Here is a 14,107-nt window from a genome sequence, read left to right on the forward strand (position 1 = left end):
GAAAAATCAGGAATGGAAGCGATTGGTCCGGCACGGCGCAGCCTGCCGGTTTTCTTTTTTTTAATGGATATTCAACTGGGCTGTCTATTGTTTGCGGCTCTAGGGCTCTACCTTGTGCCAATGGAAGTTTCATTTATTGGTGATACGGTTTGGCTGCAACTGCTGTTGGGATTGTTAGGCGCTATTGTCACATTTGCGGTAGTACTGACATTGGCTCGTTCTGAGACGCTATTTGGGAAAATGCTGCGGCTCCACTGTACTCAATTGACTCCGCTATTTTCCAAGTTGTCCCCATCACAAATGGTATGGGTTGCTTTAGCTGCGGGTGTTTGTGAGGAGCTGTTGTTTCGTGGTTTTCTACAGTCTTGGCTCTCCCAGCTCAGTACGCCATTCCTCGGTTTATTGGGTGCATCACTGATATTCGCATTACTGCACTGTGTTTCCTGGGTGTACTTCTTCCTTACCTTTATGATTGGGCTTATTTTAGGCATTTTCTACCAAATGTCCGGGGGCTTGGTGGGGGCGATTGTTTGGCATGCGGTATACGACCTTTTGGCAATTTTCGCCATAGTGCACTTTCCCCATTTGCTCGGATTAAAAAATCAAGTCTTTAAGCGAGGGTAAGTAGCTAGCTTTGGTCTGGAGACCTGCAGAGATATTACGGAGTTACTCGCGGGCTCCTAGATCACGGCAACGATCACCACTAGTACCAGGGAGGCCGTTAGGATAAAAGCAATAAGCGCTAAGAGTCCGTCTCGAGCTGCCAGCGATAGCCCAAAAATGGTGAGAGCGAGACCAGCCGTTGAGGCAGAGAAGGGGATTACTTCCATTATTGGCAGGGTCAATGCAATAAAAATGCAGGTTCCAGCAATAGCGTAGGTGCCATATCGGCGCACGATAAAATCCATCCGTGGCTGAATCCAGCGGTCGGCAAACCGGGCGGGCTTTTCCATCCAGTGCAGGGCATCCATCAGCTTCTCGCTGGATATGGAGCGGTTGATTAACCACTGAGGAAGCCAGATATAGTTGCGCTTCATCAGCAGTTGTAGGGCAAACAGTAGTAGCAATACGCCCATCGCGGTAGACATTCCGGGAATACCGCTCAGAGGGGAAAACAGGATCAACCCGATAAGGATAAGGAATGGGGCAAAGGATCGAAGCCCCACAGCCTCAATAACATGCTGGATGGAGATTTTCTCCTGCCCCTGACTTTTCTCCTCAATATCCTTCAGCAGCTGGCCCAGTCCTATGATTTCTTGTGTCATGGTTGGAATTAGTTGCTGTGTAGTTTCTTTGCAAGACAATCTACTGATAAGAGGGCTGGAAACCGGGTAGTCTCTCGGAGTTATCCGGTTCCGTTGATATTGTCGAGCATAGCACTGTGACTGGCTTTTCGGCTAAAGTCAGACAGTTTTTCATAGGAGATAAGCTAAGCTGTCTGACGTCAAACTAAACGGATAGAGATCGGCTGTTGGCGGAGGATTATGCCTGCCATCATTTTCTGTTAGATTATTGTCGATGGCGGGTGTGCTTATTTCGGCTAATTGAATTTCGATGTGGTTTCTAGTTGATACGGAATCCTTAGGCAGTCTATTTAGGTACTGAGCCACTCGACTACCTCGATAAACTACTAAAAAAAGGACGGTCACAAATGGATGCTGTTGACCAAACAAAAGGGAATCCACCAGTTTTTCTTTTATTAGTTGGCACTCAGGTTGTTTGCTTGTTGCTGGCCCTTCTGGGCTTTTATCTAGCTTCACCCAAGGTAGTGATCATTGGTGATAGTGTAGGGTTGCAAGTAACAATTGGTATCATTGGTGCAATGGCTACCTACGGTGTGATGTTGTCGTTAACTCGCTCAGAAACGACCCTTGGCAAGTCAATGCGGCGTCAATCGATCGCCTTGATTCCGCTATTTTCACGATTGTCTTTCTTTCAGCTGCTGTTGATTTCTATTGTAGTCGGAATTTGCGAAGAGCTTTTGTTTCGGGGTTTTTTGCAGTCCTGGTTGTCAGAGCTTAGCTCGCCATTGTTGGGGTTATTAATTTCCGCAATTGCATTTGCGCTACTTCATTTCTCATCGTGGACCAATTTCTTTCTGACTTTGGGAATTGGTGTGGTTTTAGGAGTGGTTTACCAAGTGTCCGGAAGCTTATTGGGAGTGATAATCTGGCATGCAGTCTACGATGCAATTGTCCTTATTTTTTTGACTCAATACCCGCACTGGTTAGGGATTAAGATAAAGGAATAACCGCAATATTCGGGAGCGATTTACTTATTTTAAGCTCCCGAATTTAACCTTTGAGGTTTAAGGAGCCTCCCAGATTCGCCGAGACATTACGGAATTATTCAGAGGCTCTTTACGTATTGAATAACTCTTCCAAACGCAGGGTCTCAACACCTGTTCGTTCTTGTCGACTTAAATAAACCATTTTTTTGGCTACTTCACGCCCCTCAATGGGCCTATAACGTCTCAGCCCCGGCAGCATACAAATTACTGGTAGGAGGATGCCTCCGATTTTCTCACCGGGTCGGGCATTTGCACGATCTCCGAGGAGTAGGGAGGGTTGCAGTATACTGATGCGCTTAAATGGAAGTTTCTTGATTTTCTCTTCCAGCTCACCCTTCATACGTAAGTAAGCACTGGCGCTATTGGCATTGGCTCCGCTGGATGAAACCAGTAAGTAATGGCTGACTCCTGCCTCCGCTGCCAATTGGGCCGCTCTGTATTGATATTCAACGTCAACCTTGTGCTGGGCGGCTAGGCTGCCGGCTTGCTTGCGAGTGGTTCCCAGGCAGGAAAATAGAGTATTTCCCTGAAAAAGAGGAGCAGCCTCCTCCAACCGATCAAAATCGACAATATGATTATGTATTTTTTGACTTGCAGTGGCTTTGGGGCGTCGAGTGAGGGTAAGTACTTCATCAAAGACTTCTTCACCAGCCAGTTGCTCTGTGAGATGGCCACCGATAAGGCCCGTAGCTCCGAGGATAATGGCTCTTTTGGTCATTGGAGGTCTATTTCCATTGGGTATATGTTCGCAAGGCTAATAGCGTACTTTAGCGCAAAGATGTCTATGTTTGTTAAAAGTTGCCAGCTGGAAAGGGTGTCTGGTGAGCAAAGAAGGCCGAAGCGTAATTAACTGAGGGAAATCTAACTCTGGGATTCCTCAGTAACACTGGAGGATACAAAAATTCTCTATCATTGTGGATGTTCAATAATTGTTCACTGTGCAGATCCTTGCTGCATCTCATTGCGTCGCATGGGCATGCTGTCGATACGTTGGAAAACTTCGACGGCTGAGAATTTATTGGCTTTATACTTTACTGCCCCATCCTTTCCTATAAGAAGTACTTGCATTGCTGGTCCTTGCAGATATTTTTCCCGTACATTTTTAGCAAAATTGTCTGTGACTTTACCGGGGAAGTTAGTCTCAAGGGTGCCGTTAGAGAATAGGAACCATATCAAGTTTCTCTCTGCAAACTGCGGCGCTAACTTGAGTAATTCATTGATTGTGCTATTGGGATCTTCCGGGATATTCAGTAATAGAATGCGGTTTTTCCACTGGAAATCTTTTAGGTCGTTCACCGTAGATCCCTGGGCGAGTGTAGAAGAAGTCAACAGAACCAAGACAAGCACAATGAACTTATGCATTTACTAATCTCATCTATTAGCGTGATCTTAAGGGGCTAAGCAGGCTATCCAATCACTAATTCAATTTTCCGGCGCTTGGATGCCCTTTAAGCATAAGATATGAGCTGCCAGTTACAAGGCAGATGATGATCGGTATCGACAGTGAAAACTGACTAGTCAAAAGGCGTGTAAATTAGCGAGTGGTCTAGGCTCTAGGCGGGAGTATTAAAAATATATCGCAAGCTAATTAGGTTCTGAAGGATTACCTGAGCGGCTCGGGTGTCGAGTGAATTACGCAGTATGGCTAAACAGAGCGGCAAAATTACACGAGATCAGTACTTGGGGTTGGCTGCATTAGTTCTCGCGGCCTTCCTTATTAGTAATGACTATACCGCTTTTGCCCCCGCACTACCTGCCATCGAAAGAGAATTCAATGCAGACATAACTAGATCCCAGTGGATCATTAACGGCTACGCCTTGGTTTTTGGTGTTTTCATCATAACCGGTGGCCGCTTGGCGGATATCTATGGCCGCCGCAGAGTATTTATGATTGGAGCGGGAATATTCGTTTTCTTTGCCGTGCTGGGTGGCTTGGCAATGGATATGTGGATGTTATTGATATCCCGCGCATTGATGGGAGTGGGTGCGGCATTGATGTGGCCGTCCACTTTGGCAATGACTTTTAACTTGTTGACCTATGAAAGGTCAGGGTTGGCGGGTGGTATCCTGATGGCCACCTGTGGGTTAGCGAATGCAGCTGGACCAGTTTTGGGTGGGGTGCTCGCAGATTTTTTCAGTTGGCGATGGATTTTCTTCGTTAATATTCTCCTCACTCTGGCAACAATGCTGGCTTGTTGGTGGGCAGTGCCCCCCGATAAACCTCGTGACACCGAGGAAAAAATAGACTTCTTCGGTGTGCTACTACTATGCACCTCGCTATTTTGTCTGCTTTTTGCACTGGATGTCGCCGCGGAAATTGGTTTCAAGCATCCTGTGGTTATCAGCCTGATCGTTGTGTTCCTGGTGTTGCTCTGCCTGTTTACCATCGTGGAGTATCGAGTTGGTAAAGATGCCCTGATTCCCCCTGATATTGCAAAGAACCGGAAGTTCCTAGCGGTAGGTGTTACGACACTTCTAATCTCCGTAGTATTCCTATCGGCAATTCTCTATGTCCCACAGTTTTTGGCGAATTTTCGTGGTTACTCAGCATTTCAGGCCGGTTTGTCTTTGGTTCCTTTAATGGTTATATCGGGGCTGGTTGCTATTATCTCCGGCCGCTTCTATGAGCTAGCTGGACCAAAATTACTCGTCTCATTAGGTATTCTGGGGATGAGTGTTGGAATGTTCATGCTTTCGAACCTGACTTCGGACACGGGTTTTCTGGATATGTGTCCGGGCTTGGTCGTGTTGGGAGTGGGTATTGGGCTGTTCAATCCATCCAGTACGACTGCGGGTATTACGGTGGTGGAACCTCACCGTGCCAGCTTGGCAGGCGCAATCCTCTATATGTTTAAAATTGGTGGGGGTGCGGTTGGTTTGGGTATGAATGCTACAATCATCGCCTTCGCTCCAGATATACCTACGGGAATAGATAGAGCTTTTACAGTAAATGCTTACCTAGCCTTGGTTGGTTTGATTGTTTGCATGTTCTTTGTGATCGGTAGGCCAGAGAGCCAAAGTGGAGAGCTTTCTTGATTGCAAGTGAAGCGCGTCTCACTTCTTTTGTGTCGTAGATCTCCTTTATCTAATTGAAGTGCTTTTTTCAAAATTTATCCATTCTTTGAGTTTTTGTGAGATTTGAATTTCCTCACATCTGATTAGCCCTCTATTCAATACAATGCCGCAGCTCAAGGCCCTGTTGTGCCTGGGTTTATTGTGGTCCTGTTCCAGGTTCTCTGGCAGGAATTGATAGTTTAGGGTTGGGTCGGAGGTAGGCCACATGTTCAGAATTCTTCAGATTGTACTTTTCTTTCTGTTGGCCAGTACTGGGCATGCTCAGACTATTGATAGAGATGATATCCGTGGCCTGGATGAGCAGATCCAGGATGTTAAGAAAGATGTAATTGATCTCACTGCTGAGTTGTCACAGCTGGAGGAAAAGCTCCTATTTCCCTCTAATACGCAGGTAGCTCTTTTTGTCTCAGTGGCTGATGAAAAGCCCTTCGAGCTGGAGTCGGTTGAGGTCACATTGAATGGCAAATTAGTTGCCCATCATCTCTATACCTACCGGGAAATTGAGTCCCTGCAAAAAGGTGGGGTACAAAAAATATACACTGGCAATGTGCAAGTGGGTGGGCATCCATTAGAGGTTAGTTTTCTCGGTAAAACCCCATCAGGAAAAGAGTATCGGGCTACAGCTTCCTACACCGTGGAGAAAGCAGTGGGTCCTAAATTTGTCGAGATTAAGGTTCTGGGAACCGAGTCCACGATAAACTTCAAGGACTGGTAATCATGCTCAGGTCCCTGGTAAATGTGTTGTCCTGTCAAACCAGGATGATGCTTGGTGCTCTATCCCTTTGTTCTTTGGCTGCTCTCCCTGCTGCAGCGGCGACTGAATCGCAGGAAGAACTTAAAGACCTGTTTTTCGGTGCGGCAATGTTTCATGCCCATCAGGAAAGTTATTTTGATGCGATTGTGGCACTGGACACAGAACTTGCTCAGTATCACCGCTTAGATCAGCCCGAACTCGATCCTTTCAGTGCGCACTTGGGGCAAGCTGAGTTTTCGGTGGGTGACTTGGAATTGTCCTACCGAATGCACAGGGAGGCCGGGCGGGCTATTGAGGCTGTACTGCAGGGAAATGTTTCCCAGCCGGTGCGCAATGAAGCCGCGTATCGACTGGCAAAAATTCACTATCACAAACAACAGCCGCGCAACGCCTTACACGCCCTGGAAATGATTGACGGGCGGGTTCCCGAGAGGGTCCGTGCAGATGAGCAGTTTTTGCGTGCTCGAGTCTATATGCAGCTCGGTCGATTCGAAGAAGCCGTAGACCTGCTGCAAGATCTGAAGGGTGAAGAGTCCCTTGAGGGATTTGTTTCCTTCAATTTGGGTATTGCCCAACTGAAGGCGGGAGAAGAGGAGCGCGGTGTTCTGGAGTTGACTGCACTGGGAAGAAAGCGCAGTTCAGAGGCGGCCCTGCAGGCCCTTTACGATAAAACCAATCTCTTATTGGGCTCCCATTTAATGGAGCTGGGCAAGCTGGAACTGGCGCGCCCCTATTTTGATCGTGTAAACCTCGATGGCCCTTTTTCAAACAGGGCGCTGCTGGGTGCTGGCTGGGTAGAGGCCCGCGCGGGCCGCTATGACCGGGCACTGGTGCCCTGGAAGCTGTTGCAAGACCGCAAAGGCACCAATGAGCCGGTGCAAGAGGTCATGTTGGCGGTGCCCTATGCCTACGGCAAACTGGATGTCCACAGTACTGCTGCAATTAATTACGGTCGCGCGTTAGACGCTTTCGGGCGTGAGATCGATACCCTCACTCAGTCTATTCATAGTATTCGCAAAGGTAAGTTCCTTGAGGCGCTGCGTCGTAAAGAGGCCACCCAGGTACAGAACTGGGTAGTGGCCTTGCGCAATTTACCGGAAGCCCCCGAGACTCATTACTTACTCGACCTGATGGCGTCCAATGACTACCAGGAGTTTCTGCGGAATTATCGCGACCTCAACGATTTATATGAGCGCAATGAAGAGTGGCTAAAAAGCCTCACAGCCTACGAAGATATTATTCGTATTCGCCGCAACTATTACGAACCCCTATTGCCGGAGCTGGACAGGCAATTCCGTGAACTCGATGCCCGTATCCAGCTGCGGATGGAGCAGCGTGACCAATTTGCCAATCGCATAGAGCAGATGCTGATCTCCCGCCGACCAGAATATCTGGCAACGGCCGAAGAGCAGGAAGCGCGATTGAAGCTCTTGGAGCTTAGCGGAAAAATTGCTGAGTATCCCCAAGGCTTTACTGAAACTACTTTGGAGCGGGTTCAGCGGCTCAAAGGTGTATTGGATCTGCGTCTTTCCTTTGAGTACGACCAGCGACTGACCGAAGCCTACAAACACCTGGCGGAATTAAACCAGGAGATCGAAAGTCTCCAGTCTGTTTACGACTCCTTTGTGCGTAGTCGCCAGGCGGCAACTCACAGCTATACCGGTTACGACCGCGATATTACTCGTTTGCGCGCGCGTATCCAGCAAACCCAACGGCGACTGAAAACCCTGATGGCGCGCCAGGGCACCATGCTTGAGGCATTGGCAATTGCTGAGTTGGAACGCCGTCGCGCACAGTTGGAAAGTTATCAAATTAAAGCCCGCTTCGCCCTGGCAGACAGCTACGACCGCGCTAATGAGCTGCAGGAGCAGCGTGAAGATGAATTCAAGGTAGAGCAGCACAAAGCACTGTTGGAAGAGCAAATCCCTGAGGACAATCCGCCGGAGATGGAGCCGGTGGAGGAAGAAGAATCAGCAGAGGGAGGTGATTCGTGAGTAAGTTGCTCAAATCTAAATCTCGAGCTGGTAAATCTCTCAATCGCGCCGCCGGTCTTCTCTCTGCACTTATAGTGCTAGGGGGTTGTGCGGGAAATAGCGGCAAGACCATCGGCAGTCTTCAAAATGTCGAAGTAGAAATTAAGGAAGAGCATATTGATGGCAGCCTGGAGAAGGCACTGGCCAGCTACCAGAAGTACTTGCAGGAAACCCCTGAATCCAAGCTGACCCCCGAGGCGATGCGCAGGATTGCCGACCTGAAAATCAAGCAGGCACACCGCGCGGAAGATGCAGAATTCGATAACCTTGCTGGAGTAGCTGCTGGAGGCGGGGCGGTGATCTCTGTCGATGCGTCAGAAGCTATGGCTGAAAATACCCTGGATGCTCCAGAGACGTCAGCGCCGGTGGCGAAGGTAGAGCCGGTAGTGACTGAGGCGCAGGCCCCTGGGGTTGTCGAGTCTGATGAGGAGTTTGAAACCCGGGCTAGTGGCAGCATAGAAATAGCTGCAGATGAAACCCCGCTTGAAGCGCCGGGCGTTGATTCTGAAGAGATGATGTCAGCCAATGCCCGCGAGGCCATCGATCTCTATATTAAATTGCTGCAAAAGTACCCCCTGTATCACCGCAACGACCAGGTGATGTATCAGTTATCCCGGGCTTATGAAGAGGCGGGAGAGATTGATGCAGCGGTGGATGTATTGCGCCAGCTGGTGGCCAACTATCCGGACTCGCGACATATCGATGAATCCTGGTTCCGGTTGGGCGAATACTATTTTACCCGCAAGAAGTTTCTCGATGCGGAAGAGTCCTACGGAAAAGTTATCGATATTGGTGTGATATCCAGTTTTTACGAGCTTGCCCTGTATAAACGCGGTTGGGCGCTGTTTAAGCAGGATATGTATGAAATGGCCCTGGATGACTATATCGCCATGCTGGATTACAAAGTCTCCCAGGGATATGACTTCGACCAGCAAAACAATAAGGGCGAGCGCAAGCATATTGACGATACTTTCCGTGTGGTCAGCTTGAGCTTTTCTTACCTGGAAGGCCCTGATTCGGTTGTCGATTACTTCTCCCGCAAGGGTAATAGAGATTACGAATTCCGGGTATACAGCCAGCTGGGTGAATATTATTTGGAGAAGCGTCGCTACCAGGATGCGGCAAAATCCTATATTGCGTTTGTTGATCGAAACCAGTTACACAGAGTATCTGCGGATTTCTCAATTCGTGTTATTGAGATCTACAGTAAAGGCGGCTTCCCCAAACTGGTGCTGGAAGCGAAGAAGGATTTCGCCACTACTTATGCACTTAATGCCGATTACTGGACTGTCTTCGATATTAATGAATACGGAGAGGTGGTTGCCTTCCTGCAGACCAACCTGATCGACCTCGCCGGGCACTACCATGCGGCTTACCAGAATAAGAAGTTAAAAGACAAGAAGGCCGAGAATTATCGCGAGGCGATTCACTGGTATCGAAGCTATCTCGATTCCTTCCGGGAAACTGAGCGCGCACCGGAAATCAATTATCAGCTTGCCGGATTGATGTTGGAAAACCGGGATTTCCATGGTGCAGCTCTGGAGTATGAGCGCACGGCCTATGAATATCCTGCGCACAAGGATTCCAGCGAAGCAGGCTACGCAGCGGTTTACGCTTATCGCGAACATCTGGCCAATAACTTAAAAGATGCAACGGATGAGCAGCGTGCACCACTATTGCGGGAAATTATCCGTTCATCGCTGACATTTGCAGCCACATTCCCTGAGCATGCCAAAGCCCCTCAGATCATGCTCGGCGCGGTGGAGGATCTCTACGGGTTAAAAGACTATGCCCCGACGATCGCCAATGGCCGTTCACTGTTGGAGCAGTTCCCCACTGCGGAGCAGGAGATTAGACGTTCTGCCTGGCTGCTGGTGGCTCACGCTTCTTTCGATACTGCGGCCTTTGCGGATGCAGAAACCGCTTACGGTGAAACTTTGACACTGACTGCCCAGGATGCGAAGGATAGGGCAGGTCTGGTAGATAACCTGGCGGCTTCTATCTACCAGCAGGGTGATATGGCCCGTAAGCAGGAGGATCATGCAATCGCAGCGAATCATTTCCTGCGTATTCGAGGTGCTGCACCCGGTGCGACCATTCTGGCTACGGCGGAGTACGATGCTGCCGCATCATTGATCGTGCTTAAGGATTGGGTACAAGCGGCAACGGTATTGAATAACTTCCGCAGTCACTTCCCGGAGCATGAGCTGGCGAAAGATGTCACCAAGAAGTTGGCAGTGGTTTACCAGGAGAGCGGTGAGCTATTGCTGGCAGCTGCGGAATTTGAGCGTATTGAGCGGGAATCCGAGGACGATGAAATACGCCGTGAGGCCTTAACCCAGGCGGCAGATCTTTATGCAGCGGCAGAAGATAGCGCTAAAGCGCTGTCTGTTTTGCGTCGCTACGTCGATTATTTCCCCGAACCCATGGAGCCGGCGCTGGAGACCCGCCAGAAAATTGCCGATATCTACAAAGTGTCGGGGAATCAAAAGCTTTATATGGCAGAGCTTCGTGAACTGGTGAAAGTTGAGTCTCGCGGTGGTTCCCAGCGCAGCGACCGCACCCGTTATCTCGCAGGTAATGCGGCCCTGCTATTGGCTGAACCCAGTTTTGAGGCTTTCACCCAGGTGGATTTGGTTGCGCCTATCGAGAAAAGCCTCAACCTCAAGCGCAAGCGTATGAAAGCAGCCACCCGTGCATTTACTGACCTGATTGATTATCAGGTGGCCGATGTGACCGCTGCGGCAACCTTTTACCTGGCTGAAATTTATCTCCACTTTAGTGTGGCCCTGAAGGACTCTGAACGTCCAGCCAACCTGAATGCCCTGGAGCTGGAAGAGTATGAGTTGGCATTGGAGGAGCAGATTTATCCCTTCGAGGAAAAAGCCATTTCTGTTCACCAGAAGAATGTCGAGTTGCTGGGCGTCGGTATTTATAACCCCTGGATTGATAAAAGTATTGGCAAGCTTGCCAATTTAATGCCCGCTCGCTATGCACGGGCGGAAGAGGCTGGAGAGTATCTCCAGACTATTGTACCCCTGCCGCCAGAGCCGGAATTGCCCTCTGCGGGATCAGCAGTTTCGGGTCAGTAATAACAGGCATTTGCCTTTTGGAGTGGAAAGTTATGCAAAAACAAATGCGTTTGTTTTTTCTGGTGGGCTTAGCCTTGTTGTTAGCAGCTTGCGCCAGCACCCAAACCAAGTCTGGAAAAATCTCTGATTATTCTTCGGTGCGGGTATCAGGCAGTGTGAGTCGGGACTTTGAGCGATCCCTGGAATATCTTGCCGAGCAGGATTATGCGAGTGCTATTGAGCTTCTGCAGTCAGTGGTAGAGCGCGAGCAGCGCCTTCCGGCACCCTATATCAATCTGGGTATTGCCCACTACAAAAGTGGCAATGAGGCAAAAGCGGAAGAGGCTTTTTTAAAGGCATTGGCGCTGGATGAAAAGCATCCGGTGGCAACTAATGAACTGGCTGTTCTCTACCGAAAGCAAGGGCGCTTTGCCGAAGCGCGAAAAATATATGTGAATGCTTTGGCAGAAAATCCAGAATATCTACCTTTGATAAAAAATCTGGGCATATTGTGTGATCTGTATCTGCAAGATCTCCAGTGTGCTCTGGCACAATTCGAACAATATGTTCAATTGGAACCAGAGGACCGGGATGTCACTATCTGGTTAGCTGATATTCAACGGAGGGCTGGTAAATGATTAAACTTCGTTGGGCTTTGCCATTCGTGGCCAGCTTTATGGTTTTTCCTTATGCCTTGGCTCAGTCTGAGGGAGAGGAGAAAAAAGAATCCACCGATAATAAGGTGGATTCAAAAATTAAGGAGTTGTCGGGTATTTCTATTATCGGTAACAAGGAAGCCCCTAAGTCTCTCTATATTGTCCCCTGGAAAAGTTCCGAAGTGGGTGTCGAAAGCGACCTTGTCTCCAGCTTGATGGACGACAAACTCAAACCGCTCGACAAGGAAGTTTTCATGCGTGAGTTGGAGTTCTATCAACTCAGCCTGTCCGGCGATTAACGCCATATTGATTCTGGCTGTCGCCGGAGTAGCACCAAGATTTAGCTGTATTTCTCAAGAGGGTTTGTAATGGACTTTTTCAATAACGTCATCGAGTTTTTCCAGACGGGCGGTACTTTCATGTACCCGATTCTCGTGGTTGCCGCACTGGGTGGTGCAGTGGCTATCGAGCGCTTTATCCGACTGCATTTGGAGCGCCGCAGCAACCGCAATATGTGGGATAAGCTGCAGCCGGTATTAGCTTCAGGAGACTTCGATCGCGCCCGCAACCTGGTAAAACAGGACGAATCCAGTGTGAGCAAATTATTGTCTATGGGGCTGGCCCGGCAGGGGGCTGTTCGCCGTCGTGAAGATATCGAAATCGCGATGGAAGAGAGCATGATGGAGATTACTCCACAGCTGGAAAAACGCACCCCTTACGTCGCTTTGTTTTCAAATATCGCAACTTTGCTCGGGCTTCTGGGAACCATTATGGGTCTGATCGAGGCCTTTACGGCGGTAGCCAATGCCAACCCGGCAGAAAAAGCGGACCTGCTCTCCGCCAGTATTTCCGTGGCGATGAACACCACCGCCTTCGGTCTGATGACTGGTATCCCGTTGTTGATCGTCCACGCACTGCTGAACTCACTCACCGGTGAAATTATCGATAGCCTGGAGATGGTCTCAGTAAAAGCATCCAACCTGATTGATGGTGCAACCCGTCGCCGTTTTGAAGTGGAGCCCGCAAAATCCAAGCCGTCTAGTGAAAAAACTGCCCCAGCCAAAACCAATCCAGTAGCACAGCAAGCGGAAACTGCGTAATGAGAAGGCGGCGCCACGGGCGGGATAAAGAAGCTCCTGAGCTGGATATCACTGCTTTCTTGAATTTGATGGTGGTATTGGTGCCTTTTCTATTGGTATCGGCGGTATTTTCGCGGGTGACAATTCTCGAACTGAATATGCCGAGTGGTGCCGGTGGTGGAGCACCGGATGATCCCACGGTTACGGTGGAGGTGGTTGTGCGAGAACAGGCCGTGGAAATCAGTGATGGTGAAAAGGTTATCGCACGTTTCCCCAACCTGAATATCGAAGGTGAGGGTGAAAATGCTCCTATTGAGGCTCCCGTTGGAGCAGATACTGAACAGACTGAGATTCTTGCTGTGCTGCCCACAGCAGAGGTGTATGACCTAAAGAAGCTTACGCAGTTTTTGTTGGAAGTTAAGGCCAGTTATCCGGAAAAAACTGATTCCATCATCCTGATGGAGCCCACAATCGCCTATGAGCATTTGGTGGGCATTATGGATACTGTGCGCGGAGCTGAAGTGCGGGTTGAGGGGAGTGATCCCAGTGATCTGGATGCGGTGGAAAAGGTGGTTTTATTTCCTGATATTTCCATAGGAGATGCGCCATGAGAAATGAAAGCCGACGCATGAAGCGTATGGCGCGAAGCCATAAGCGCAAGAAAACCTCAGGTATGAACCTGACTTCCCTGATGGATGTTTTTACGATCCTGGTGTTTTTCCTGCTGACTAATACCTCCAGCAATGAAGCCCTGGAGCCCCCCAAGGTGATTACCTTGCCGGACTCAGTGGTGGAGACCAAGCCCCGGGAAACGGTGACCTTGGTGGTGACCAATGATGAAATCCTGGTGGAATCCAACTCGGTAATTGCCACTTCCGAAGTGTTGGAAAGTGAGGAAACCATTATTGCGGCCATTAAGGAAGCGATGGTTGCGGAGCTGGCCAAGGCAATTGGTGTTGCCCAGGCCTCGGCAGACTCAGGTGAGGGCGGCGTCGAGGGAGGCCAGGATCCAGAACCACCGGAGGTTAATATTCTCGCGGACAGAGGCATTCCGTTCAGTTTGCTGAAAAAGGTGATGTCCAGCTGTACAGACGCTGGCTATACCAAAGTTTCACTGGCGGTTATTCAGAAAGCATCTCAGGGTTAATG

General features: G+C 49.3%; 14 protein-coding genes. 11 read left to right on the forward strand and 3 right to left on the reverse strand.

Annotated features, from left to right (window positions below; translation table 11 throughout):
- Nucleotides 1-12: 12 nt before the first annotated feature.
- On the forward strand, nucleotides 13-624 hold the full coding sequence (locus tag ACJJIQ_RS04630) for a CPBP family intramembrane glutamic endopeptidase (protein WP_445363838.1): 612 nt from the start codon (nucleotides 13-15) through the stop codon (nucleotides 622-624).
- Between the two features lie 56 nt (nucleotides 625-680).
- Here ACJJIQ_RS04630 and ACJJIQ_RS04635 read toward each other — a convergent pair whose 3' ends face one another.
- Nucleotides 681-1,265: an exopolysaccharide biosynthesis protein gene (locus tag ACJJIQ_RS04635; protein WP_282932146.1), complete on the reverse strand. Its 585-nt coding sequence runs from the start codon at nucleotides 1,263-1,265 to the stop codon at nucleotides 681-683.
- Nucleotides 1,266-1,651: 386 nt separating this feature from the next.
- Between ACJJIQ_RS04635 and ACJJIQ_RS04640 the strand changes: the two genes are divergently transcribed.
- Entirely contained in the window at nucleotides 1,652-2,251 is a 600-nt protein-coding gene (locus ACJJIQ_RS04640) for a CPBP family intramembrane glutamic endopeptidase (RefSeq protein WP_445363839.1), read from the forward strand.
- A 109-nt stretch (nucleotides 2,252-2,360) separates the two neighbouring features.
- Here ACJJIQ_RS04640 and ACJJIQ_RS04645 read toward each other — a convergent pair whose 3' ends face one another.
- A complete protein-coding gene (locus ACJJIQ_RS04645; RefSeq protein ID WP_445363840.1) occupies nucleotides 2,361-3,008 on the reverse strand; it encodes an NAD-dependent epimerase/dehydratase family protein in 648 nt (215 codons plus the stop codon).
- A gap of 215 nt (nucleotides 3,009-3,223) precedes the next feature.
- A complete protein-coding gene (locus tag ACJJIQ_RS04650; RefSeq protein WP_445363841.1) occupies nucleotides 3,224-3,652 on the reverse strand; it encodes a DUF4174 domain-containing protein in 429 nt (142 codons plus the stop codon).
- A gap of 279 nt (nucleotides 3,653-3,931) precedes the next feature.
- On the opposite strand from ACJJIQ_RS04650, the gene ACJJIQ_RS04655 reads away from it, so the two are divergent.
- The 9 genes from ACJJIQ_RS04655 (at nucleotide 3,932) to ACJJIQ_RS04695 (ending at nucleotide 14,105) form a co-directional block, all read left to right on the forward strand.
- Nucleotides 3,932-5,326 (forward strand): MFS transporter, encoded by a 1,395-nt coding sequence (locus ACJJIQ_RS04655; protein ID WP_445363842.1) that lies wholly within the window; start codon nucleotides 3,932-3,934, stop codon nucleotides 5,324-5,326.
- 244 nt (nucleotides 5,327-5,570) lie between these two features.
- Nucleotides 5,571-6,080: a hypothetical protein gene (locus tag ACJJIQ_RS04660; protein ID WP_282932151.1), complete on the forward strand. Its 510-nt coding sequence runs from the start codon at nucleotides 5,571-5,573 to the stop codon at nucleotides 6,078-6,080.
- A 2-nt stretch (nucleotides 6,081-6,082) separates the two neighbouring features.
- Complete coding sequence (locus tag ACJJIQ_RS04665; protein ID WP_445363843.1) at nucleotides 6,083-8,113, forward strand: tetratricopeptide repeat protein; 2,031 nt, start codon at nucleotides 6,083-6,085, stop codon at nucleotides 8,111-8,113.
- A complete protein-coding gene (locus tag ACJJIQ_RS04670) occupies nucleotides 8,110-11,244 on the forward strand; it encodes a tetratricopeptide repeat protein (protein WP_445363844.1) in 3,135 nt (1,044 codons plus the stop codon). Before ACJJIQ_RS04665 ends, ACJJIQ_RS04670 begins: the two co-directional genes overlap by 4 nt.
- Before the next feature lie 32 nt (nucleotides 11,245-11,276).
- Entirely contained in the window at nucleotides 11,277-11,861 is a 585-nt protein-coding gene (locus ACJJIQ_RS04675) for a tetratricopeptide repeat protein (protein WP_413662567.1), read from the forward strand.
- Nucleotides 11,858-12,178 (forward strand): hypothetical protein, encoded by a 321-nt coding sequence (locus ACJJIQ_RS04680; protein ID WP_445363845.1) that lies wholly within the window; start codon nucleotides 11,858-11,860, stop codon nucleotides 12,176-12,178. Before ACJJIQ_RS04675 ends, ACJJIQ_RS04680 begins: the two co-directional genes overlap by 4 nt.
- 69 nt (nucleotides 12,179-12,247) lie before the next feature.
- Nucleotides 12,248-12,979, forward strand: coding sequence for a MotA/TolQ/ExbB proton channel family protein (locus ACJJIQ_RS04685; protein WP_413662566.1), 732 nt, complete (start codon nucleotides 12,248-12,250; stop codon nucleotides 12,977-12,979).
- On the forward strand, nucleotides 12,979-13,569 hold the full coding sequence (locus tag ACJJIQ_RS04690; protein ID WP_445363846.1) for an ExbD/TolR family protein: 591 nt from the start codon (nucleotides 12,979-12,981) through the stop codon (nucleotides 13,567-13,569). The genes ACJJIQ_RS04685 and ACJJIQ_RS04690 overlap by 1 nt, the downstream gene beginning before the upstream one ends.
- Nucleotides 13,566-14,105, forward strand: coding sequence for an ExbD/TolR family protein (locus ACJJIQ_RS04695; RefSeq protein ID WP_445363847.1), 540 nt, complete (start codon nucleotides 13,566-13,568; stop codon nucleotides 14,103-14,105). The genes ACJJIQ_RS04690 and ACJJIQ_RS04695 overlap by 4 nt, the downstream gene beginning before the upstream one ends.
- The last annotated feature ends 2 nt before the right edge of the window (nucleotides 14,106-14,107 follow it).

It is taken from the genome of Microbulbifer maximicatervae (SeqCode) (genome assembly GCF_052468295.1).